This is a genomic window from Dorea sp. AF24-7LB (genome assembly GCF_003478575.1).
In the GTDB taxonomy this organism is placed as follows: domain Bacteria; phylum Bacillota; class Clostridia; order Lachnospirales; family Lachnospiraceae; genus Dorea_D; species Dorea_D hominis.
In genome coordinates this window covers 40,705-60,824 of sequence record NZ_QUFR01000005.1, presented here as the reverse complement: position 1 = coordinate 60,824, position 20,120 = coordinate 40,705, and the positions used below count along the sequence as shown (strand labels likewise).

Here is a 20,120-nt window from a genome sequence, read left to right as displayed (position 1 = left end):
CCTCCTACTGCATAGAGCGAATAATACCATCACGATACTCATTCGGAGTGATCATGACCGGCATATTGCCCATTTCAATGATTGATTTACCACCTTCAACCCCTGACGGTTCATCCGGAAACAGATGCGTATCGTACATTGCTCCCTGGCCTGCAACTTGGCGAATAATCACCACTCTCTTCTTTCCAGGTCTTACTTTATCATGATATTCATGTCTTTCTGTGCATTTCTCACCTTTAAACTTTTTCAGTTTTTCACGATAGGTCTGAATAAATTTATCGCAAAGTCTGTGTGCAGTAAATGGTCCGTGTCTTTCTTGCCCCATACCTGATGCAAATGTAACGTCAAAGGAAATAATATAATCATCATCTCCCGGTGTACCAGCTCGATTCAAATATAACTGATCTTTCAGATTACCCTCTGATGATCCGAATTCATGACATTGCTTGCCATCCACATCTACACCTGTCAACATTACATATACACCTGTTACCGTATGTGTAATACCTTCTCCCAGCTTTCCAAGAACCTTTGTAGAAATCGGGATAATATCCATAATCGTGTTCGTCCAGCGATCATGATCTCCCGGTTTGATAATCTGGATATCAATCTTCTCAATGCAATCATCTTCTGCTGTCAACTGTTCCAGCATCCCCTTGCTGACAGTCATATGGCCATCCGTTGTAATATTGTTTTCATCGCCCCATTCAACATCCGTCATATGAAAGGCTTTGATAACAAGGCGACGTAAATTAATCTCTTTTTCAGCCATCTTCGTTACCTCCATATTTTTCTCGTCAATGTTTTCACATTATATATTTATTATACAATAAATTCTACGAACTTCCAACAAATTATCATGCAATTATTTTTTCTTTTTTAATGTATTCTTTATATTTTTATAAAAGCAAATGTGTCTTTATAAAAAAGGCAGATGCGCTAAACGCATCTGCCCCTTTTAGCTTAAATTAGATTTTAGCTACATACTCGTATGGCAACGGAACAATAGTTCCAGGTGTCTGGATTTTCTCTAACTGCTCCAGAGTTGCTTTTACAATCTGTGTCTGCTGTTCTACATTGTGCGGTCCACCAGCATTAGCACCCATAGGTACCAGCGGAGCTACTGCACGAGGAGTACCAGTCTGACGAACAACTGGTGGAAGAGCTGCAATAATAATTGTAGGAATTCCAGCTTCTTCAATCGCTCTCTGCACCAATACTGCAGAGCGGTGGCAAGTACCTCAACCAGCTGTGAGGATTACTGCATCAACATCCTCATTTTTGAACATTTCAGCGACAGCCGGACCAGTTTCATGTTTAAATTTCTCCTGGTTTCCGCCACCACCCATGAATCCAGCATGTACCGGAGCACAAGCTCTGATAAATCCTTCTGCTGCTAATTCATGAATTCTGTCAATCGGGAACATACAGTTGATGTCTTTGTTAACATCACTGTTATCATATCCACCATGGGATACCATCAGATCGCTTGATGGTGTAGTGTTCTCTATCTTTCTCCAAGTGAAGTCACCTGCAAGGTTGAATCTCTCCTGACTCTTCTTATGAACACCTGCTGCTGTAGCAAGAGCGATAGACATATCTTTCAGCTCTTTTGTTACAGGAGTCCATACAGCCGGTGGAGTAATAGGAACGAATATTTCAGACTGTAAGCCTTTAACAACCGTTAAACTCATTTTTAATCCTCCTTATTATCATCCAAACGTGCGCGCATTTCTTCTTGTTTGCGTCGTTCTTTTTCTATGTTACTGACATATTTATCATTTACTTCAGGTCCTAATTGTTCCGGAAAACTCATGTTCCATCCGAATTCCTGACCAACTTTTGGCTCGGTATCACAGATAAACATTCTCTTCGGAGCTTTGAAGAATCCCAAACGACCTTTCAAGTCTATGCTGATGCTGCAATCATCAACGTCAACTACAACACCCTCCATATAAATGATTCTGTCTCCATAATTCAAACGCTCATTATTCATTCACGGTCACCCGGAATTAATCGTATTTCTCTTTACGTTTCTGGCTCATCGGAAGTGCCTGCTCATTGTCAACAAGATCAACTTTCTTGCCATAAGCTTCTTCAATCAGCTCAACGTTTGTAGATTTAACGTTTGGATTCCATTTCTTCTCAGCAGCTTTTACTTCTTCACCAGCCATTGCTGTCTTCAGCATAGCAAGTGCACGGATTGCATCTTCCTGGCAAAGAGTATTGCAACCAAGTACTTCGTTCTCAATACCGGACTCAGATTTGTTGTTATCAACCATGTACTGCATGTGTTTATTACCAACAACAAGTGCTCCCTGTACTGCACAGTAAGACATACCTACTGTCGGAACACCTCTCATACCGATCTGCTCGATATGACTTGCGAAGTCAATGTGGTTATTTCCGAAACCTTCTGTTGTAACGAAAGCACCATCCGCATCCATCATCTCTACTGTATGACCTACACGACGAGATACATAGAACTTCTCAGCATTGATCTGAGGAGATCCTACAAATACAACTCCGCAAAGGTCAACTTCCGGATCATGAAGTGCTTCCAGTACAAGAGGCTCTCTCCAATAATGTCTGGACATCTCTTTAGATGCAGGTCCGATACATGTTAATGCATGGATACATCCATCCAGTACTTCCAGCGGAGATACGCAGATCGGAACGTTTCCTAAGTCTACGTTAGCTCTTGCGCCAAGGATACCAACAGGTTCTACAGGAAGGATGAAGTTATCATGCATAGCTCCCTGTCCCATGATTTCCTTAACAATTACAACTTTTTTCTTTCCAGGACGACGGATAGATTTCAATTCCTCTGTATCTGTTACAAGGCTTTCATCTAACTCTTTCATCACTTCACGGATTTCCTGTGTAATGATGTCAAATGCTGTATGAGCAGCCATAGGTCCACGACGCTCCATGTTTGTCTTCTCCTGGATTACGATATTACCTTTGATAAAGATCTCTCCTTTATCTGGGCAACCCGGACGTCCCCACATGATGTTCTCATCAAGGTATCCTTCTGAAGAACCGAACTCACCGATCTGAACTCCGCCTTCATCTGTACCAGTCAGCATCATAACAACGCCATCAAGTACTCTTGTAACACCTTCACCGATGATTGAATCGCCTTCTTTTGTAGCGATTGGCTGAACATCCATGATAGTTTCTGAATATGTGTGATATTTATCAGGAGTGATAATTTCCAGATGGAAATCTTTAACTAATTCCTGATCAGCAATAACGTCTGCTTCAATTCCTTCACGGATGTAAAGAGTTGTTCCTTCGATCTTTGTCTCCGGTCCTCTCTTAACTTCTGTGATCTTGAAATGTTTTCTTGTTAATTCACCAGCAACTTTTTCTACGTCAGCGTCTGCTGCAGCTGCTGTGTCTGCTGTAGCTGCTCCTGCTGGAACTTCTGCTACCGCTGCTCCTGATGCTCCAAGAGCTCCAACCGGGATCTCAAGATTGATATCTTTTCCTTCTCCGATATGAATCTTTAATGTTCCACCTGCAACCGGTGCTGCAACTGGTGCTGCTTCCTCTGCCGGTGCCTCTGCAACTTCCTCTGCCTCTGCTGCCGGTGCCTCTGTTGTAGGTGCTTTCACACCATCCAGGACATCATTTGTTAACGGGCAAAGAGAATCACAAGTTTTTGTAAGTTTTGCTCCTAATACCTCTTCGATTGTCAGGCATCCATCCAGATTTAATAATCCTGAATCTACCAAATCATCAAAGATAGCCGGATCTTCCAGATTAGCTGGTTCAATTGTGATGCCAGCTTCTGCTCTACAGCATAATACCGCAGGATCATGAGCATGTTCTTTAGCTGTTTCAGCTGTGATTGACATATTGTTTCCCTCCTTGTATTGGTTGAAAAAATCTACCTGTGCTTTATCGCACATAGTAATGTATATATACAGCCACGCCCGGCAGAGAGATTAGTCTCTTTTTCCCCAGGCCGAAGAATCGGGGGTCTAAGGCCCTTGCCTGTACGTGACGGTATTACCTAAAATAGAATGTGATTAAAAGTCAATATCCTGACTTACCTGTTTAGAAACTCTCAGAGTTCTGTACAGTGGATGTCCAACTGTTCTCATAACATGGTCTGTCTGATGGAATACTTTCAAGCCCATCTTCGGTCCGGATGCCATAACTGTGTTAGAGCAGTCAGAGCAGTTACCGATGATGATATATTCACATTTGTCTTTCTTGAACTGCAGGTTGTTCTTAACCTGTCCAGGGCAGTTACCAGGTCTTAAGCACTTCAGTGGTGCACCCGGTTTATTCTCGATCGCCTGTTTACATCTGCACATAGAAACAACGTTTCCGTTCATCTTCTTAGCGATCTCTCTCATACGTTCTTCACTACCACCGCAGGCACATACTAATATACCTACATTAGCTCCGTGAAGATCTGGAAATTCAACAGTTACAAGAATTGCTCCTGTTGTCTTGGTAATCGGTGCATCTAATTCTGTAGATTTACCTGTGAAGGCTCCTCCCATGATGATCTCACCGTATTTGCCATCAATTCCACCTGCCTTCTCGATCAGTTCGCCAACGCTTACACCGACCGGCACATCCATATATACGTGTGCTGCATTACCACCGTTCAGTTTTCCACGAACCGTTAAGTTCTTGCTGATACATGGTCTCTTCTCATCGATTGCTTCTGCAACTCGACAGGCAGTCTCAACATTTACAACTACTGCTCTTGCAGCTGATGGAAGCTGAGTTGTATCAAGGTTCACACCCAGACACTCTCTTACTACCGCACGTTCTTCTCCCATTGGATAAATATCCGGAAGCAGATGCATTGTAATAGCAGACTCCTTCTCAAGAGCTTTCTGCAGAGCTTTGATTGCTTTGTGATGTTTTTTCTTAATTGCGATAATCGTCTTCTCAGCATGTGTGATTTCCATGCAGTATTTGATACCGCGGATTACTTTATCTGTCTGTGTCTCAATCTGCTGTGTATTGTGCTCCAGTCCCGGTTCACACTCAGCAGCATTGATCAGGATATATCCACAGTCGATGCTGAAATCCTTTGGCAGTTCCGGGTTGATCTCCGGATTAATCTCTCCCATCGGAGTCTCTGCCAAGTTAATGTTAAGCTTAACTCCTGTCGGGAATCCAGCTCCTCCCATTCCAACTACTCCGGCTGCTTTTACCATATCCAGTTTACTTGCATCTTCCGGCACATCGATCGGCACGAATTCATCCGGCTGCTCGTCTGCAGCTTCAATGATGATTCTGTCATCTGTAATCTCTGTTACTTTTCCGTATACACTGGCATAGATGTTAGCTCCAAGTCCAGTCGGTGTAGCAATCAGTGTACCTTTTTTTACATCCGCCCCAACTTCAACGCACGGTGCACACGGTGCGCCAACATGCTGACGTAATAAAATCTGTACTTTTCCCATGACACTATTCTCTCCTTTTCTTTTATATATAAGTAAAAAACGAAACCGATACCATGGTTCGTTTACTTATTCTGACTTAACTTCGCTGTTACATTCTGTTCTTCTGACTTTTAAACTTTTAATATAATATGTAGATAATGCATACTCTCCAGCTTTCTGCTGTGAGAATATAAATCGTATAATCATTATTATTCTTTTTTTATCCGTTGTTCAGCTCGCCACATTCCTTTATTCATAGATGCTTTCTATAAGTTATTTTTTTAACGCAACATAGCTGCACTTCTTCTGGCGGAGGCATGTGGGAATCGAACCCACCCAGGACGCTCTTAACGCCCCACACTAGTTTTGAAGACTAGGAGGCACACCAGTCACCCATCTACCCCCATATTATGCGCTTTTCATTCGCTTGTTAAGAATAGCACAATATTCGTTATTTTTCAACACTTTTTATTTAAATTTATAATATCAAAAAAGCATTGACTTTTCAAGGGTTTTCGTAGATAATAGAAACAAGAGATTAAACGCGGTACTAGAATACGGTCTATTTGTTAATTTTATGTCGTACTTTTGTATGATTATTCGTGTTTATCACTGAATTTGCTCTCATTTTTTTGAGTCTATTTTAAAAAAGGCACATTGCAAACTCGGGGTTTCTATGTGTTTTTATAAAATTTATAGAGGTTTTCTATAAATAATAATTATTCAATATCTCATATTAAGGAGGGACTAATTATGGAGTTAAAAGCAAATGTGAATTTTGCAAACTACGAGGCAGCACTTCAGGTTGTTGACGCACATACAGCCGGAGAATTTTGCCGTATGGTAATCGGGGGATTTCCAGAGCCGGAAGGCAACACCATGATTGAAAAGAAAAAATGGATGGAGGAGAATTACGATCACGTTCGTACAGCTCTGATGCTGGAGCCTAGAGGACACCACGATATGTTTGGTGGTTTCTTATGCAAACCAGTCAGCGACGAAGCAGATCTGGGAGTTATCTTCATGGATACAGGCGGATATCTGAACATGTGCGGACATTGTACAATCGGTTCCGTTACTGTTGCAATCGAAGCAGGACTTGTTGAATCCCATGAAGGTGAAAACGAAGTTGTTCTGGAAGCTCCTGCAGGAATCATTCGTACAACAGCTATGGTAGAAAACGGAAAAGTTACAGGTGTTACACTTACAAATGTACCTGCATTCGTTTACAAAGACAACTTAACAGTTAATATTGACGGAGTAGACATTCCTTATACTATTTCATTCGGTGGAAGTTTCTTCGCATTAGTTGATACAACTAAGCTTGACATCGGAGAGATCAACGCCAAGACAGTTCCGGCATACACAGCTCTCGGAATGAAGATGCGTGATAAGATCAATGCTGAAGTTAAGATTCAGCACCCAACACTTGACATCACAGAAGTTGACCTTGTTGAGTTCTACGGACCAACACCAAATCCGGATCAGGCTACTATGAGAAACGTTGTAGTATTCGGTGATGCTCAGGCTGACCGTTCACCTTGCGGAACAGGTACAAGTGCTAAACTTGCTACACTTCATAAATGGGGTGAGCTTGGCGTTGGAGAAGAATTCATTTACGAAAGCTTCATGGGAACACGTTTCAAAGGTGTAATCAAAGAAGAAACTAAGATCGGTGATTACGATGCAGTTATTCCAATGGTTACAGGTACAGCTTACCTGACAGGTGTTGCTACATATATTATCGATGGAGACGATCCGTTAAAATACGGTTTCCTTATCGGATAATTATTCATCAGATTATATTTACGGGAGAGAACCTGTTTCTTGGTTCTCTCTTGTTTTATTATAGCAGTATGGAAAATGTATCATGACAGCACGGCTACATCTCCACTGCTAACCAGCGATAAATCACATTTCACGGAATTTACCGCTCATATAACAACGAGGAAAGGAAACATCGTATGCCAAGGAAAAGACAATCCACAAAGAGCCGCATTGTTAAAGCTGCATGGAATTTATTTTTCAAAAATGGTTATGAAGATACCACTGTCGAGGATATCATAGCAGCATCCAAGACTTCCAAAGGTACTTTTTATCATTATTTCAAAGGGAAGGAAGCTTTGTTAAACAGTTTATCTTATCTCTTTGACCAGAAATACGAAGAATTATATGGTGTGATCGATCCTGCATTGTCTGCTTATGACAAATTGCTTTTCCTGAATCATGAATTATTTTATATGATCAAGACAAGTGTGGATATCAAGCTTCTTGCTTACCTGTATTCTTCTCAGTTGATCACCAAAGACAAAAAATCTCTGTCTGATCACAAGCGTTTTTATTTCACATGGATCACAGAGATTATTCAGACAGCTTTAGATAATGGGGAGTTCAAGAACACCAGCACAACTGAAGAATTAGTAAATATCTATGCTATGTATGAACGTGCCATTCTTTACGACTGGGCATTATTTAAAGGCAAATTTGATCTGACAGACTATAGTGACAAGCTGTTACCACATGTCTTGGATACCTTTGTCGAAGGAGTTTAAAATTTTATAACAACAGGAAAAGAGCAGATGGTTTTCCATCTGCTCTTTTCCTGTTGTTAGTTATGTTGTAGTATACTTATACAAGACACTCATGCATATTTTCTTCCTGAATCCCGTTCTTCTCCATCATCGCTTTGATCTGGTCACGTTCATCCAGGTTCGCGCACCAGGAAAGTCCGCATCCCGCTGATATCGCACGCGGCACCGGAATAATCCTTCCCGGAACATTCTGCTCTTTACAAGCCTTTTCCATAGCCATAGCATCTGCTGTTGTATGGAATGTAATTATAAGTTTCATTTCTTTTTTTCTCATGTCAGTCTCACTACTCCTCTTACTCGTCTTCTGCCAGTTCATGGATCGCACGAATTGCAGTATCCACTTCCTCGTCTGTATTATAATGGGAAAAGCTGAATCTTACAGCTCCCTGTTCAACCGTTCCAAGTGCTTCATGCATAAGCGGTGCACAATGCCCACCTGGTCTTGTCGAAATACCATATTCAGTAAGAAGTTCATCACTGACTTCTGCGGAATCGTAATCACCGATATTCAGTGTCACGATCGCGCAACGCTCCTTCGTATCGAAGTCGCCGTATATTGTTACACCCGGCACATCTTTTACGCCATTATAAAAACGCCACATCAGTTCTTGTTCACGGGCGCGTATTGCATCCACGCCTGTTCTCTCCAGATAGTCCATGGCTGCATGAAGGCCTGCAATTCCATGTCCATTGAGTGTCCCCGCTTCAAGCGCAGTCGGCATCTGCACCGGATGTTTTTTATTGTATGTCTGCACACCACTTCCGCCAACCTTCAGCGGTCTGACTTCCAGTCCTTCTCTCACATAAATTCCACCTGTTCCCTGTGGTCCCAGCAGACCTTTATGTCCCGTAAAGCAAAGAACATCGATATGCATCTTCTGCACATCTATCGGAAATATTCCTGCAGTCTGTGACGCATCAACAACAAACAACACACCATGTTCTTTCGCCATATCGCCAATCGGTTGTAATGGGATATAATTTCCTGTCAGATTCGATCCATTTGTACAAATAATCATCTTCGTCTCAGGTGTGATCGCATCTTCTATATCACGGATATCAAGAGTCCCTTTCGGATTGCTTTTCACAATCGTAAGTTTCACTCCTTTTTCCTGCATCTCATACAGAGGACGTAATACTGAATTATGCTCCAACATCGTTGTAATCACATGATCTCCCGGATTCAGCAATCCTTTGATCGCAATGTTAAGACTCTCCGTTGAATTTGCTGTAAATGCAATCTGCTTCGGATTCTCTGCACCAAAGAAACGGCATAACTGATCTCTCGTATCATAAATCACTCTTGCCGCACTTAAGGACGCTTCATTCGCCCCTCTTCCGGCATTGCCCATTGAACTCATTGCCTGCACAACTGCATCAATCACTTCCTGTGGCTTATGCATTGTTGTAGCTGCATTATCCAAATAAATCATAATCCTTATCCTCTCATACAGGCGGATAACCGTCTGCTCTTAGTATACTTGTTTTTAATTCTCCCGTCTAATAGATATATTATATGTTCGTGTCACTTTATAGATCCCATCTATTAGTCTCGTCATTATACCGCTTTCTCGCCCTGTTCTTTCTTAAGTTCATGGCTTTCAAGCCCATAAACTTCTTTTACAATTTTCACAAAACGCTCTGCACTTCTTGATAGCTGATAATTCTTATTATATACAAGATTGATATCTCTGCCGTCATCACTCTCCGGAATAGGAAATGCAAGGAGAAACCCTGCTGCCACTTCATCTTTTGTTGCCAGCTTTGATAATACAGAAATTCCCATTCCCTGTCTGACAGACTTCTTAATTGTCTCCTGATTCTCAATACTTGCAATGATGTCCAGGTCTGTCATCTTGATTCCGGCATCTTTTAACTGATTCTCTGCTTCTTTACGTGTTCCGGATCCTTCCTCACGCATGATCACATGTTCCTCTTTCATCCAGGAAATATCTTCCGGATCCATCTTCTGCAGTTTCTGATATCTTTCTGTATTCGGTGTAATAATTACCAATTCGTCCTTATAGAACGGAATATATTTGCAATGTTTCTTTTCCAGAACCGTTCCGGTAAATCCGACATCTGCCATATGATCAATAATCTGCTGTACCACTTTGCTGCTATCTGTCTCAACAATTTTAATTTGTTCATCCGGATAACGCGCATTAAAACTCATAAGTGCTTTTGGGAGAAGATGCTGTGCCGGAATTGTGGAAGCTGCAATTGTAATTCCATGTTTTTTCTCACCTTTTTCCGTTCCAAAACTCTCTTCTATCTTCTTCTGCAGATCGATCATCTGCTTTGCATATTTGTATAATTCTGTGCCGTCATCAGACAGACTTACTTCTTTTGTATTTCTTACGAATAATCTTGCGTTTAATTCTTTCTCCAGCGATGAAATATGTGCACTGATCGTCGGCTGTGTCAGGAACAGATCTTTTGCCGCTTTCGAAAAACTACCACCTTCTGCTACTTTTACAAACGCTTCTAACTGTTTCAGATTCATTAGTATGCCACCCTTTCACTCTCTGCACCGGTTTTTTTCGTTACTTTGATACTGTCCATATACTCCAGAATCGGTTTTGCACTTTTTCTGCTCGTATCAAAAATGTCTCTTACCTGTGCAATTGTAATGATCGGATCTTCCGACAGTTTTGCTAAGATGATTTCCTTCGCTTTGTCCATATATTCAGTAAGCGTATACATGTCATCTGTAACTTTGACAATCTTTCCTTCTTCCAGCAAAATATTTAATATATCGTCTCCGATCTCCCGACTGACTTTTCCAAGATCAATCTCCGTATATTTCAGGAAATCATATTTTGCTTTGCGGAAGCTGTCAAGATAGGTTCCGGATACTTTCTCATAAGTATCATCTTTGGTGACTTCATAATCAGGTGTACATAAAAATTCATCTACACGTTTGATGTGTCCGTTGTTTTCTTCTTTTTCAATAATTTTATCAAATACATTTGGCTTCACTTTTTTGAAGAAAGTCATCTGTACTTCTGCTTTTTTCATTCCATAACGGTATGGATGCTCTTCTTCGTATTTCTCCAGTGCATCCGTCAGCTTCTTCGCTGCTTCACGCTCAGAATCCGCATGCCAGACATAAGTATCTTTTCTCATCGGGAATGTGTAAATCGTTCCCTCTTCTTCCAACTCTTTTACATCTTCTGCAACTTCTTCCGGTGACAGTGCAGTAAGCTTCGCAAGCTCTGCACAGGAAATCAGTGTATCGCCGTGTGCTTTCGCATGCAATGCGATAACATCTGCGGAGGAACCAGATTCCTTTCTTTCCAGTTCTTCAATGACATCGTCCTGGAATCTGCGCTTAATCTTCGGATTCGGCTCCAGGATCACGCCTCCACCGATCGTCTCCATCGGTGAATAGAAGCGGACAACAAATTTGTCTCCTCTTCTGACTGCAATCTCTTCTTCCAGGCGAAGCTGTACATAACCACTCTCACCCGGTCCGATTTCTTCCTTGTCAAGAAGAACTGCACGACATAAAATCTCGCTTGTTCCTGTGAAGAAATGAAGCCGCGAATGATTGGTCAGCACGCGTAACGATGAGTCCAGCACATTCAGTTTTACATCAAGAAGATCTGTATTCTTCATACTGTTGACCGGCGCAAGCACGCATCCTCTCTTGATCTCCTTTTTCTTAACGTTGGAAAGATTGATTGCAACCCGCTGTCCTGCGTAACATTCTTTCTTATCCTCTCCATGCACCTGAATGCTTCGGATTTTACATTCTTTGCCGATCGGATACATCTCCAATGTGTCTTCTTTGGAAATCGTTCCGGATACAAGTGTTCCGGTGATAATCGTTCCAAATCCTGACAGTGTAAATGCACGGTCAATTGGAAGACGCGGGATCGTGTGAATATCCTTCTGGACAATGTCATCGCTTGTCAGATGCACGATCTCATCGATCAGTTTGTCCAGTCCCTGTCCGGTTGCGGCAGATACTTCCACCACCGGTGCTCCTTCCAGAAATGTGCCTGCCAGCTCGTCTTTTACATCTTCTTCTACAAGTTCCAGCCACTCTTCATCTACAAGATCACATTTATTCAATACAATAATACTTTTTTCAATTCCCAATAAATTCAGAATATCCATATGCTCTCTTGTCTGCGGCATGATTCCTTCGTCCGCTGCAATGACAAGCAGCACAAGATCCATTCCTACTACACCGGCAACCATGTTGTTAATAAATTTCTCATGTCCCGGAACATCGATGATTCCTGCACGATCTCCACCCGGAAGGTCAAAATACGTAAATCCAAGGTCAATTGTAATTCCACGGCGCTGTTCTTCTTCCCATCGGTCTGTATTTCTTCCGGTCAGTGCTTTAATGAGTGTCGTCTTACCATGGTCTATATGCCCGGCCGTTCCAATGATGATATTTTTCATAGCCATTCTCTCCTAACGTACTTCTATCAGACTCTTCTCTTCAAACACCTGCAGTTCCTGTAACTGCTTAGCGAGTAATTTGAAATTCTGTTCATCCATCGTTCTTACGTCGATCAGCACAGTGTCATTTGCTGTTCTCGGAATCAACGGCACCGGCATATGGCGCAGTCTTTCTTCAAGCTCTGTAATGCTGATCTTCTCAGGATTGATCGCAACGCCCATACTTGCGATACGCTCCAGAGGGAGAGAACCTCCGCCAATCTGTGATTCAAGTGGAACCACACTGATCTCGGCAGAAAGCTTTGCCGCTTTTAAAATACGGCATAATTTCTTAGCATCTTTAGTCACTTCGTCTAATGATTTTGTAATCATGCGAAGAACAGGAATGTTCTGAACTGCCTTTTCTTCAGACAGATATTCCTGTAATACACGTTCCAGCGTTGCCGCTGTAAATTTATCAATACGGAGAGCACGGGTAAGCTGGTTCTTCTTCATCATATCGATGTATTTCTTCTTACCGATAATGATACCTGCCTGTGGTCCTCCCAATAATTTATCGCCACTGAAGCAGACAACATCCGCACCTTTTGCAATGGATTCCTGTACAGTCGGCTCGTGTGTAAGACCGTATCTTTCCAGGTCAATGAGCACACCACTTCCCAAGTCTTCCACTACCGGAAGATCATGTTCCTTCGCAAGCGGGATCAGTTCATCAATCCCTACTGTATCTGTGAATCCAACAATACGGTAATTGCTTGTGTGTACCTTCAGAAGTGCCTTTGTCTCTTCTGTGATCGCATCTTCATAATCATCATAGTGTGTCTTGTTGGTTGTTCCTACTTCCACAAGTGAAGCCCCGCTCTGCTCCATAACATCCGGGATGCGGAACTTACCGCCAATCTCTACAAGCTCGCCACGGGAAACAATCACTTCCCCTCCTTTAGCAAGCGAGCTCAAAATAAGCATAACAGAAGCAGCGTTGTTATTGACTGCCATCGCAGCCTCTGCCCCTGTAATTTTGCACAACAATTCCTCGAAGTGCGAATAACGTTCGCCACGTCTTCCGGCTTCGAGATTATACTCCAGATTTGAATATCCTGTTGCAATAGCCGCTACCCTCTTCATATGTTCCGGGCTTATCGGTGCTCTTCCCAGATTGGTGTGGAGAATGGTCCCCGTACCATTCATTACCATGCGCATGTTCGGCGTATGCATTGCAGACACTGTCCGCTCGATCTTCTCCGTCAACGCTTCAATCTGTCTCTTTGCTTCCTCTTCGTCTTCACATTTTGCAATATAAGCACGCAGACGATTCATCTCCAGATGAATGGATTCCATAACCGTCTCCCGGCTATAAGTCTCTATCAACATCTGGACTTTCTCATCAGCAAGCAGCACATCCACTTTCGGGATACTGCGATACAACATATTCTTGTCCATATTTTTCTTCCTTCCACTTTTTCTTTGACTTAAAACAGTCGGATCAACTTGTCGCTCTTAGGTGCAACCTTTCCGATCACCGAAATCGTGGTATCCATGCTTGCATTCTTAAAATCTGCCAGCATCTCATTCAAATTATCCGGTGCCACACTGATTAACAATCCGCCGGATGTCTGTGGGTCATATAGCAGGTCCAGATAATACTCCGGAATAGAACCTGCGTCTACTTTCCCGATAGAATATCCTCGGTTCTTGTATGCTCCGGCCGGGACCAGTCCCATCTTCGCGAAATCGATCGCATCGGTAAGGTATGCAATGTCTTTAACATTGATTTCAAATGTCACATCACTGGCTGATGCCATCTCGACACAGTGACCGAGAAGTCCAAATCCTGTGATGTCTGTGCAGGCGCTGACGTCATATTTCTCAACCGCCTGTTTTCCTCTCTTATTCAGCGATGCCATAACCGTCTGCGCTTCTCTGATTGCTTCCGGTGATGCCATATCTGCTTTGATCGCAGTATTAACGATTCCGCTTCCTATTTGTTTCGTTAAAACCAGGATATCTCCCGGTCTGCATCCGTAATTCTTAAAGATCTTATCCGGATGCACAAAGCCTGATACACAGAGACCATATTTCGGTTCATCATCCTGCACCGAATGTCCTCCTACCAGAACAGCTCCTGCTTCCTTCACTTTGTCTGCTCCTCCGGCAAGGATATCCCCTAAAATAGCTGGATCCAGGCAGTTCGGGAATCCAACAATATTCAAAGCTACTGCCGGTTCTCCTCCCATCGCCCACACATCACTCAGTGAATTGGCTGCTGCAATCTGTCCGAACATATACGGCTCATCTACGATCGGTGTAAAGAAATCCACCGTCTGTATCATAGCAATATCATCTGTCACTTTATATATAGCGGCATCGTCCGACGTCTCAATACCTACGATCAGGTTCTTGTCCTCGAACTTCGGCAACTTACCCAGAACCTGGGCAAGGGTCTCAGGACCAATCTTAGCTGCTCACCCTGCCGTCTTCGTCAAGCTTGTCAGTTTTACATCTGATTTCATACTTGTTTTCTCCTCTCCTTGGTATTGAATGTAACTTCCGCCTCCTGCGAGGCTGTTTCCGCTATACATCTATTATATAGCCTGTTAAATATATGCAAATAAGCCGGACTTCCTGTGCGACTCACAAGTGTCCGGCTCTATTACCTCTGTTACAAAATCTGTCTGGACAAATGATTAAGGTCTGATGATCTTACCAGCACCTGCCATTGTCTCAACAATACTGTACATATTTGTTACAGTCCCTACCACCAGTTTTTCTTTCAATCCATAATAATCAAGGCATGTTCCACATGTCAGAATCTGAACCCCCTGTGCTTCCAGTGACTTCAAATCTTCCAATGAATCAGAACCTTCTGTGGTCAGAGTCGCTCCACCATTATAGAATAACATAGTTTTAGGCAAAGTATCAAGCTGTGTTATTGCAAAGATGAAACCTTTTATTAATACTTTTCCAAGTTCATCGTTACCAGATCCCATGCGGTCTGAATTAATTACTACAACTGTGTTATCTCTTGCGTCCGGCATACAAGTCTCCTCTCCTTCGCTTACTGTCTCAGGTGCTCCGTTCATCTGGATCGTAACTTTGTATTCTTTGTCAGCGATCTTCTCAGACTTTACTGCACCGCCTGAGCTTTCAGCCATCTTTGTTACGTTCTGAACGGCGATCTCATTGTCAACTAAAACTTCGATCGTCTCCGGGCCTGTGAGCGCCTGCATTGCCTTTTTGGTCTTTATAACCGGGATCGGGCAATTATCTCCCATAGCATTAACTGTAATCATAATGATTCTCCTTTCATGCCTTCCCTTTTTTATCTTATATAGATATATTCTATCATTGATGTGCGGAAAGGTAAATAGATTTCTTATTTGTAATTATATGATATTGTCCATCCTTATAAAAAGCCGGACACATCGTTCCTTTTTTAAACACTTCCAGAAATTCTTCCATTGTATGTACTTTCTCCGGAAAATAAGTGGCGCATACACCAACTTTCTCCGGTACATGACAGTCACTGGAACCAAGTGTGAAAAGTCCAAGTTCTTCTGCATATTCAGCAGCCTTATAACATGCTTCAAGCGACGTACTTCCATTCAAGACTTCCAACCCATCCAGTCCGTGCACGGTGCGTAAATTATCTTCCAGTCCTCTGTTATTATTGCGAAATGGATGTGCTGCAAAACACACGCCGCCCTGCGCTTTGACAAGATCAATAAAATCCTGTGCAGGTATCCGTTCTTTCGGATACTCTTCAATTCCAAATGCCACTATATCGCCCTGCAGGGAGAAAAATTCAATTCCTGTAAAGATCGGGAAATTCTCACGTCTGGAATATTCTGCTGCATATTCCTTAAGCCCCATGCTGTCATGATCTGTAATGCAGATTCCGTCCAGTCCTTTTGCCCTGGCGATGCGCACCATCTCATCCAGTTTCAGAAAACTGTCTTTGGAATATGTCATCTCATGCATGTGTGTATCGATCAGCATAATCATTTCCTCCCATAGTTGTCTGTTTTTCCAACTGTCCTTCTCTTTCTATTATATAAACTCCTGTCCCGTGCTTCAAATAGAGTTTTTTAATATATATTCATTATTATAGAAGATGCCTATAGGCTTTCTTTTTCTTTTCCGCCATGCTATAATCTTTCATGAATGACTATGCTAACAAATCATGAGAAAGGTTTTTAATTATGTGGATTGCAGATCAATGGAAAGATTATGAAGTAATAGATTGCAGCAAAGGAGAAAAACTGGAACGCTGGGGTGATTTTCTTCTTGTGCGCCCGGATCCGCAGGTAATCTGGGATACCAAAAAGACAAACAGTGGCTGGAAACATCCGAACGGACATTATCACCGCAGTAAAAAAGGCGGTGGCGAATGGGAATTTTTCGATTTGCCAAAACAGTGGCAGATTCATTATAAAGAGCTGACATTTAATTTGAAACCATTCAGCTTCAAACATACCGGACTTTTCCCGGAACAGGCAACCAACTGGGACTGGTTCTCCGATAAAATCAAAAACGCCGGACGACCGGTAAAAGTTCTGAACCTTTTCGCCTATACCGGAGGCGCTACTCTTGCGGCTGCCGCAGCCGGAGCAAGTGTTACACACGTAGATGCATCCAAGGGAATGGTTACATGGGCGAAGGAAAATGCAGCATCTTCCGGTTTATCCGATAAACCGATTCGCTGGCTTGTCGATGACTGTGTGAAATTTGTAGAACGAGAGATCCGCCGTGGCAATCACTATGATGCGATCATCATGGATCCACCTTCTTATGGAAGAGGTCCGAAAGGAGAAATCTGGAAAATCGAGGATGCCATTCATCCGCTTATCAAATTATGTACGAAGATACTCTCTGCCGATCCGTTGTTCTTCCTTGTAAATTCCTACACAACCGGTCTGGCACCTGCTGTTCTGACTTATATGATCGCGACAGAACTTGCACCATGGCACGGACATGTAGAATCCCAGGAAATCGGTCTTCCGGTCAGCAGCACCGGCCTTGTCCTCCCTTGCGGAGCATCTGGACGCTGGTCTAAAGAGATATAGCATTTTTGTCCGATATGATTAACTATAAGATGATGTTTGGGAAAATATCCCGGACAAGGACACGAAAGGTTTCTAACGGAGGAGAAAAGATGGAAAAATATGTATGTCAACCTTGCGGCTATGTTTATGATCCGGAAAATGGGGATCCGGACGGAGGTATCGCTCCCGGAACAGCTTTTGAAGATCTGCCGGACGACTGGCTCTGCCCGATCTGTGGTATGGGAAAAGAAGTATTCGCAAAAGAAGACTAATACGGATACGCCGTGTAAACTTGTCAAAAAAACATGGACATAACAAAAGAAGACCAGCTGTATATTGAGAACACCTCAGCATACATCCAGTCTTCTTTTTATTATGTATGAAACACACCATATTGCATAATTTTCCCATGATATCTCATTGGGAAATATAATTCCAAAGAGTTTTTATGATTGAAAATTATACACTCCCCTCTAAAAACGGAATCACTTCCCCAAGATCAGCAAACTTCCGGTAAATCAGCTTTTTTATCTCTTCTGTCGGCCGGAGCAGATCCGGAATCATGATGGTATGTAATCCTGCTGCCACCGCCGACCGGATTCCGCCCGGTGCATCTTCAAATGCCAGTCCGTTTTCCGGACGCAGTGCAATACTCTCACAGGCACGGAGATAGATTTCCGGATCTGGTTTTCCTTTTGTCACCATATCGCCAAATACACCGCCGTCAAACCACTGATAAAGTCCCGCATCCGTCAGCACGCGCTCTGCATACTTCCTGCTTGACGAAGTTGCCACTGCGGTCTTGTAGTCATGCGTCTTTGCATATTCCAGTAACTCTGCTGCTCCTTTTTTCACCGGAAGTCCCTCTGTATCTGTAATCTGATAAAAATATTTGGATGTCAGTTTCTGAAATTCTTCATAAGGAAAATCTGCGCTGATCGCATTTTTAAAATACTGTCTGCGGCTTTTTGCATTCATTCCCAGTGTATGGTAGATCTGCTGCCCCATTCCTTCTATTCCGAGTTCTTTGCCGGACAGCTCCCACGATCTCTGCACAATCCGTTCCGAATCAAGCAGCAGACCGTCCATATCAAATACAAGTCCTTCTATTTTATTTCCATTTATTTTCATGACAATGCTCTCCTGTATCTCCAATTATTACTCATGATAGTTATTTTACATCATTTACCTTAGTTCGATTGTTTTCTATTATACACAATTCCAATTCTAAAGAAAACCTTATGTCTTCCTGAAATTTTTGTGATATCTATTGTATCCATCCGATATAGATACTAAAATGTAAATCGTTTTAGGAGGGATTTTTTATGAGTATGAATACTGCAAATAAGGGAAAAGATATCTTCGACAATGATTTTGAAGTTATCTACGAAGGGGAGCTTCCTGATATTAACATCGATACAGATGATAATTACAAAGACGTACTTTCCAGTCTTTCCGATCTGGATACAACAAAGCATATCGATTATGTGGAAGAAAATTATACTACTTCATTCGATGAGACGCCGGAAGAATATATGAAACGGAAGCGCGGCGGCAAGGTATCCGGCAATGATTCTGACAAAAAACGTTCTTCTGATAAAGGCGGGCGCAAAAAGGGCGGTTTTCATCTGCCAAATTTTCTGTCTCCTTTGAAGAAAGGCGCAGCAACCGGTGGAAAGATCGCTGCTAAAGCAACACGAAAGACGTTGAATCTCCTGCTCCGTGCCGGAACTCTGGTACTCATTGCTATTATTTTCTGCATGCTGGGACTGACATTCTGGAAAAACGCTCCGGCTTACGGAAATATTGCTGCGGCAGTCGCACAGAAGAATTATATTCTGGGTGCTTATCTTGGTGTTGCCTTATTCCTGCTTCTCGTGGAAGCAGTCACATTTTTAATCGTGCTTTTCGGAAGCAGTACTTATGGGAAACGCGGACACCGTTACGATAAAGGTAAAGGCTGGTTTTCTTTTATTTTCATCTATGCAGGTGCATATCTGTCTCTGTATTTTGGAAATCTGATCCCGGCTTCTCCGGCTCCGCTTCAGGGTTTAAAAGGAGCACTGCAACTCTACGGCGGACTTGCTTCCGCTCTTCTGCCACTCTGCGCGCTGGGTGTTGTAAGCTGCCTTGTAAGAAAATATGTGATACGATAGTTAGTCAGTTTTCTACAGATGCTATAGTTATTGAATATATTTAATAAAGCAAAAGCAGCTCCATGCTATGAAATCTCAACTGAGATACATAACGCGGAGCTGCTTCTCTTATGTTCCGGGGGAAATGTCCCCTTTTACATATTTACTTTTATTTATCCTTAATTTCTTATCAGTTAATCAATTGAAATGAGTGTACGCCGTGTGTACAACCATTGACATCAACGGTCATGTTATTATACTTTCCGACTTTTTCAGCAATTTCTTCCTTGAAAAGTGTTTGATCAAGGAGTTTTGTTGCTGCTTCTTTCTGTCCTGCAACAGTCTTTAAAAAAAGACCACCACTTTCGTGATGATCTTCTTCGTAATTGATATTATATCATGTAGCAAATGCGGATGACAGGACTTGAACCTGCACGTCGGGGACACCAGATCCTAAGTCTGGCGCGTCTGCCAATTCCGCCACATCCGCATGCAAACTGCCTAAATAATATACTA

19 protein-coding genes and 2 tRNA genes are annotated in these 20,120 nt (G+C 42.5%); 5 read left to right on the top strand and 16 right to left on the bottom strand.

Annotated elements, in window-relative coordinates:
* Window positions 1-4 precede the first annotated feature (4 nt).
* From prdD to DWY31_RS13915, 6 genes are all read right to left on the bottom strand, one after another.
* On the bottom strand, window positions 5-772 hold the full coding sequence (gene prdD / locus DWY31_RS06745) for a proline reductase cluster protein PrdD (protein WP_021859779.1): 768 nt from the start codon (window positions 770-772) through the stop codon (window positions 5-7).
* Window positions 773-968: 196 nt separating this feature from the next.
* Window positions 969-1,694 carry a D-proline reductase (dithiol) protein PrdB gene (gene prdB, locus DWY31_RS06740; protein WP_117537783.1) on the bottom strand — a complete coding sequence of 242 codons (726 nt, stop codon included), beginning with the start codon at window positions 1,692-1,694 and terminating at the stop codon, window positions 969-971.
* 2 nt (window positions 1,695-1,696) lie between these two features.
* The gene (locus tag DWY31_RS06735; protein WP_021859781.1) at window positions 1,697-1,996 is read right to left on the bottom strand and encodes a CBO2463/CBO2479 domain-containing protein; all 300 of its coding nucleotides are present in this window, start codon (window positions 1,994-1,996) and stop codon (window positions 1,697-1,699) included.
* Between the two features lie 16 nt (window positions 1,997-2,012).
* The gene (prdA, locus tag DWY31_RS06730) at window positions 2,013-3,863 is read right to left on the bottom strand and encodes a D-proline reductase (dithiol) proprotein PrdA (protein WP_118519869.1); all 1,851 of its coding nucleotides are present in this window, start codon (window positions 3,861-3,863) and stop codon (window positions 2,013-2,015) included.
* 174 nt (window positions 3,864-4,037) lie between these two features.
* Complete coding sequence (locus DWY31_RS06725; protein WP_021859783.1) at window positions 4,038-5,438, bottom strand: NADH dehydrogenase; 1,401 nt, start codon at window positions 5,436-5,438, stop codon at window positions 4,038-4,040.
* A gap of 286 nt (window positions 5,439-5,724) precedes the next feature.
* Window positions 5,725-5,822 (bottom strand) — tRNA-Sec (locus DWY31_RS13915).
* A 348-nt stretch (window positions 5,823-6,170) separates the two neighbouring features.
* Between DWY31_RS13915 and DWY31_RS06720 the strand changes: the two genes are divergently transcribed.
* Window positions 6,171-7,205 (top strand): proline racemase family protein, encoded by a 1,035-nt coding sequence (locus DWY31_RS06720; RefSeq protein ID WP_117537780.1) that lies wholly within the window; start codon window positions 6,171-6,173, stop codon window positions 7,203-7,205.
* Window positions 7,206-7,381: 176 nt separating this feature from the next.
* On the top strand, window positions 7,382-7,969 hold the full coding sequence (locus DWY31_RS06715) for a TetR/AcrR family transcriptional regulator (protein WP_021859785.1): 588 nt from the start codon (window positions 7,382-7,384) through the stop codon (window positions 7,967-7,969).
* 76 nt (window positions 7,970-8,045) lie between these two features.
* Here the strand turns inward: DWY31_RS06715 and DWY31_RS06710 are convergent, their stop codons facing one another.
* The 8 genes from DWY31_RS06710 to DWY31_RS06675 all read right to left on the bottom strand — a co-directional run bounded on the left by DWY31_RS06710 (window position 8,046) and on the right by DWY31_RS06675 (window position 16,423).
* A complete protein-coding gene (locus tag DWY31_RS06710) occupies window positions 8,046-8,282 on the bottom strand; it encodes a DUF3343 domain-containing protein (protein WP_021859786.1) in 237 nt (78 codons plus the stop codon).
* Between the two features lie 19 nt (window positions 8,283-8,301).
* Complete coding sequence (locus tag DWY31_RS06705; RefSeq protein WP_021859787.1) at window positions 8,302-9,441, bottom strand: aminotransferase class V-fold PLP-dependent enzyme; 1,140 nt, start codon at window positions 9,439-9,441, stop codon at window positions 8,302-8,304.
* Between the two features lie 125 nt (window positions 9,442-9,566).
* On the bottom strand, window positions 9,567-10,514 hold the full coding sequence (locus DWY31_RS06700) for a selenium metabolism-associated LysR family transcriptional regulator (protein ID WP_118288364.1): 948 nt from the start codon (window positions 10,512-10,514) through the stop codon (window positions 9,567-9,569).
* The gene (gene selB, locus DWY31_RS06695; RefSeq protein WP_118519868.1) at window positions 10,514-12,427 is read right to left on the bottom strand and encodes a selenocysteine-specific translation elongation factor; all 1,914 of its coding nucleotides are present in this window, start codon (window positions 12,425-12,427) and stop codon (window positions 10,514-10,516) included. Before selB ends, DWY31_RS06700 begins: the two co-directional genes overlap by 1 nt.
* 12 nt (window positions 12,428-12,439) lie before the next feature.
* On the bottom strand, window positions 12,440-13,867 hold the full coding sequence (gene selA, locus DWY31_RS06690) for an L-seryl-tRNA(Sec) selenium transferase (RefSeq protein ID WP_118519867.1): 1,428 nt from the start codon (window positions 13,865-13,867) through the stop codon (window positions 12,440-12,442).
* Between the two features lie 29 nt (window positions 13,868-13,896).
* A complete protein-coding gene (gene selD, locus DWY31_RS06685; protein ID WP_186855938.1) occupies window positions 13,897-14,937 on the bottom strand; it encodes a selenide, water dikinase SelD in 1,041 nt (346 codons plus the stop codon).
* 174 nt (window positions 14,938-15,111) lie between these two features.
* Window positions 15,112-15,717, bottom strand: coding sequence for a sulfurtransferase-like selenium metabolism protein YedF (gene yedF, locus DWY31_RS06680; RefSeq protein ID WP_021859792.1), 606 nt, complete (start codon window positions 15,715-15,717; stop codon window positions 15,112-15,114).
* Window positions 15,718-15,769: 52 nt separating this feature from the next.
* Window positions 15,770-16,423 (bottom strand): PHP domain-containing protein, encoded by a 654-nt coding sequence (locus DWY31_RS06675; RefSeq protein ID WP_117537773.1) that lies wholly within the window; start codon window positions 16,421-16,423, stop codon window positions 15,770-15,772.
* Window positions 16,424-16,626: 203 nt separating this feature from the next.
* On the opposite strand from DWY31_RS06675, the gene DWY31_RS06670 reads away from it, so the two are divergent.
* Both DWY31_RS06670 and rd read left to right on the top strand, forming a co-directional pair.
* Window positions 16,627-17,490 carry a class I SAM-dependent methyltransferase gene (locus DWY31_RS06670; RefSeq protein ID WP_021859794.1) on the top strand — a complete coding sequence of 288 codons (864 nt, stop codon included), beginning with the start codon at window positions 16,627-16,629 and terminating at the stop codon, window positions 17,488-17,490.
* 89 nt (window positions 17,491-17,579) lie between these two features.
* Window positions 17,580-17,741 carry a rubredoxin gene (gene rd / locus DWY31_RS06665; protein ID WP_117537772.1) on the top strand — a complete coding sequence of 54 codons (162 nt, stop codon included), beginning with the start codon at window positions 17,580-17,582 and terminating at the stop codon, window positions 17,739-17,741.
* A 187-nt stretch (window positions 17,742-17,928) separates the two neighbouring features.
* Here the strand turns inward: rd and DWY31_RS06660 are convergent, their stop codons facing one another.
* Window positions 17,929-18,600 (bottom strand): HAD family hydrolase, encoded by a 672-nt coding sequence (locus DWY31_RS06660; protein ID WP_118519866.1) that lies wholly within the window; start codon window positions 18,598-18,600, stop codon window positions 17,929-17,931.
* A gap of 194 nt (window positions 18,601-18,794) precedes the next feature.
* Between DWY31_RS06660 and DWY31_RS06655 the strand changes: the two genes are divergently transcribed.
* Complete coding sequence (locus DWY31_RS06655; RefSeq protein ID WP_118519865.1) at window positions 18,795-19,625, top strand: hypothetical protein; 831 nt, start codon at window positions 18,795-18,797, stop codon at window positions 19,623-19,625.
* A gap of 388 nt (window positions 19,626-20,013) precedes the next feature.
* On the opposite strand, the gene DWY31_RS06650 is transcribed toward DWY31_RS06655, so the two are convergent.
* A tRNA-Leu gene (locus tag DWY31_RS06650) sits at window positions 20,014-20,094 on the bottom strand.
* Window positions 20,095-20,120 lie beyond the last annotated feature (26 nt).